Consider the following 3,449-nt stretch of genomic DNA (forward strand, 5'->3'; position numbering starts at 1 on the left):
TCAAATTACTGGTTAAATGCGGTTATCTGCCCGGATGTAACCAGTCGCAACTTATTACTTGAAGAGGTTAATAAGCAAGGCGTGATGGTTAGGCCTGTCTGGCAGTTGATGCACCGCCTACCGATGTTTAAAAATGCATTGCGTGGTGATTTATCCGTTTCCGAGTGGGTTGAAGCGCATCTTATTAATTTACCTAGTTCTCCTACTAATATGCTTGATTAAGGAATAATAATGACTAAACGTATTTTGACTGAAGCATCAGGCAGTATGGTAAGTAGCTATATGATTAAAGCCATTCGTGAGTCGGGTAATATCTCTATAGCTTCTGATATTTCTGCTCAATGTAGTGCAATCGTATTAGCTGACGAATTTATAACATTTCCCCCTAAGAATGATCCCAACTTATGGGAAAAAATAGAAAAGCTACTTATTGATAATCGTGTCGATGTAGTTATCCCTTCGTTTGATGAAATGCTCTTGGGGTGGGCTGAACGTAAAACGCTATTTTTAGATAAAGGCATTGAAATTCTCATATCAGATATTGAAACAATAAAAGTATTTCAGGATAAATGGAGTACTTATGAATTTTTTAAAGCTAATAGTATCCCATGTGCAGATTCTTCATTAGAACCAATCTACCCATTCATAAAACCGCGTGAAGGTAGGGGCAGTGTTGGAATATTCGTTGAACATGACCCAATTTTGAGAGCTGATAAATTTGATTCATCTTGTATTTCACAAAAGATACTCACTGGTGTTGAATATACGATAGACTGTTTATTTGATACATTAGGTAACCCAATCTATATTGTTCCGCGTAAACGTTTAGGTGTATCTAATGGTAAATCTACCGGTGGTGAAATTGAACTTAATGAAATAATCCATAAAGGTGTGATGGATATAGCTAAGTCGATTAAGTTCATCGGACCTATCAATGTTCAATGTTTTCTAGATGGCGAAGAGATTAATTTTGTTGAAATAAACCCTCGGATTGCGGGTGGTATGGCCTTAGGATTTGCCGGTACAGAAAACTGGATACCTTTATTTCTTAATATTCTTGCTGGTGAAACAGAATTTGCTCCTCAGAAGGTCCAAAATCATCTGAAAATGTATCGCACTTACCAGGAAGTATTTACTCAATGATCAAACTTGTTATATTGGATCTTGATAATACTTTATATGATGAGACTGCTTATTTCAAAGGCGTTTTGATGCAATTCGAACGAGCGCTTCAGCTACCTTTAGGTTCAGTATACAATTCGATTGATCATATATCTCGTAGTGAAAGTAAAGATATTCTGAAGGATTGCTTACAACAGGCCAGCGTATATTCTTTAACAAATCACGATCTATTATTTAATCTGTATAAAACGGCACAAGTGAGTTTAAAAACCTATTCTGGTGTAGATGCCTATTTATCGCAGTTAAAAATACATAATTGTTATATTGCTATTTTAACTAATGGTGTTGTTGACGTACAAAAAAATAAAGTAAGTAATTTAGATATTGAGTCAAAAATAGATAAAGTATTTTATGCACGAGAGAATAATGAAGGTTATGAAAAACCTGAGAAACAGTGCTTTATTAATGTTGTGGATTATTTTGGCTGTGAGTTAAGTGAGACCATTATGATCGGTGATAGTTATAATAATGATTATCAGGGGGCGATTAACATAGGTATTCAAGCCCTATGGCTGAATGATACTGAATCTGATATTTCTATATCGAGACTATCAAGCTCGTTAAAATATATTTTAGGTAATAAACATGAAAAAAATTAGAAAAATAATTGCAGTTACGGGTATCAGATCTGAATATGATATTCTTTATCCTGTCATTAAACGGCTAAATGATAGTGAAAATTTTGAGCTAAAGGTTGTGATATCTGGTGCGCATCTATCTAATTGGCATGGGAATACAGCACAATTAATTATTGATGATGGCTTTGAGATTGCTGATAAAATTGATTCTTTATTTGTTACTAATGGCGTTACTCAACGTAGTAAAGCTGTTTCGCAATTGATTTCAGGGTTAACGCAGACAATTGACCGTGAACAGCCTGATTTGTTGATCGTCGTGGGCGATAGAGAAGAAAGTATTGCAACTACGATTGTTGGTAACTACATGGATGTATTAGTCGCACATATTGGTGGCGGCGATCCTGTCTGGGGAAATGCAGATGATCCTATTCGTATGGCAGCGAGTAAACTAGCTCATATTCATTTCACAACAGCAAAACCTTATTCTAAAAACTTGATTAGTATGGGGGAAGATGACTGGCGTATTTGTTTTACAGGAACTCCTGGGTTAGATAATATTCGTAATGAACCTAAGATTGATTTTAAGGATGTTTGTCATTTTGTTAAAAGTGAGCTTACTGATTATATCGTGGTATTGAAGCACCCATTATCGTCTGAACATAATTCAGCTTACGAGCAAATGAAAATAACGTTAGAGTCGGTTAAAACCCTGTGTGAAAAGAATAATATGAAAGCAGTATGTATTACACCAAATAGTGACCCTGGCTCATTTGAAATTTTAAAAGCATATGAAGAATTTGAAAGTGATCGTATTTTGCTTCAAAACACATTGCCGCGGAATATATTCATTAATTTACTGCGCAACGCCAAAGCACTTGTGGGTAATTCGAGTATGGGTATTTTAGAAGCGCCCATGTATAAATTACCCGTTGTGAATGTAGGGCGCAGGCAACAAGGCAGATTGAACGCTGGTAATGTTAAGTTTGTTGATTACAATCACCAAGAAATTGTTGATGCGATAGAAAAAGCTTGTTTTGATAATAATTACCGCAATGATATTATAAACCTAGCAAACCCGTATGGTGATGGTACGAGTGCTAAAATAGTCGAAGATTTTTTAGCTAAAATAGATATGTTAGATTCTAAATGGTTGATAAAAAGTAAGTTGGTGTAATAGTTATGTCGAAAACAGTATTAATAATTGCCCCTCATGCTGACGATGAGACACTTGGTTGTGGCGGCACTATACTGAGATATATACACGAAGGTCATCAAGTTCACTGGCTTATTGTAACAGGGATGTCTGAGCCAGCTGGCTTCACTGTGTTGCAAATAGCAAAAAGAACACAAGAAATTAAAGATGTAGCTCTGAGCTACGGTTTTAGCGGGGTGCATGAGTTAAACCTTCTGCCTGCGCAATTGGAAACCTTACCGAAAGGAGAAGTTATCGGTCCGATTTCTACTGTAATAAATAGCGTTAAACCTGATGAAGTATTTTGTGTTTATCGTAATGATGCACACAGTGACCATGAAATCGTATTTGATTCTGTAATGTCTGCGACTAAATCATTTCGCTATCCTTTCATCAAACGTGTTCTTTCTTATGAAACAATCTCTGAAACAGATTTTGGTATGAAACCTGAAGATGGAGGTTTTAGACCAAATGTATTTATTGATGTATCTGAATAT

Annotated in this window: 5 protein-coding genes; all 5 read left to right on the forward strand. The window is 35.7% G+C overall.

Annotation, left to right across the window (positions count from 1 at the left end):
• Positions 1–222, forward strand: a 222-nt coding sequence (locus AC4GME_RS18130) for a DegT/DnrJ/EryC1/StrS family aminotransferase (RefSeq protein WP_490379972.1), incomplete at its 5' end; no start/stop codon positions are given.
• Positions 223–231: 9 nt separating this feature from the next.
• Positions 232–1,143: an ATP-grasp domain-containing protein gene (locus AC4GME_RS18135; protein ID WP_490379973.1), complete on the forward strand. Its 912-nt coding sequence runs from the start codon at positions 232–234 to the stop codon at positions 1,141–1,143.
• Positions 1,140–1,781: an HAD family hydrolase gene (locus AC4GME_RS18140; protein ID WP_490379974.1), complete on the forward strand. Its 642-nt coding sequence runs from the start codon at positions 1,140–1,142 to the stop codon at positions 1,779–1,781. The genes AC4GME_RS18135 and AC4GME_RS18140 overlap by 4 nt, the downstream gene beginning before the upstream one ends.
• Positions 1,768–2,934 (forward strand): UDP-N-acetylglucosamine 2-epimerase, encoded by a 1,167-nt coding sequence (gene neuC, locus AC4GME_RS18145; RefSeq protein ID WP_490378450.1) that lies wholly within the window; start codon positions 1,768–1,770, stop codon positions 2,932–2,934. The genes AC4GME_RS18140 and neuC overlap by 14 nt, the downstream gene beginning before the upstream one ends.
• Before the next feature lie 5 nt (positions 2,935–2,939).
• On the forward strand, positions 2,940–3,449 hold a 510-nt coding region (locus tag AC4GME_RS18150; RefSeq protein ID WP_490379975.1), incomplete at its 3' end, for a PIG-L deacetylase family protein.

This window comes from Psychromonas sp. (assembly GCF_983033635.1).

What these genes read in the sequence shown, in the direction of transcription:
- AC4GME_RS18135 (WP_490379973.1), top strand. Translation starts at nt 232, where the DNA reads ATGACTAAACGTATTTTGACTGAAGCATCAGGCAGTATGGTAAGTAGC.
- AC4GME_RS18140 (WP_490379974.1), top strand. Translation starts at nt 1,140, where the DNA reads ATGATCAAACTTGTTATATTGGATCTTGATAATACTTTATATGATGAG.
- neuC (WP_490378450.1), top strand. Translation starts at nt 1,768, where the DNA reads ATGAAAAAAATTAGAAAAATAATTGCAGTTACGGGTATCAGATCTGAA.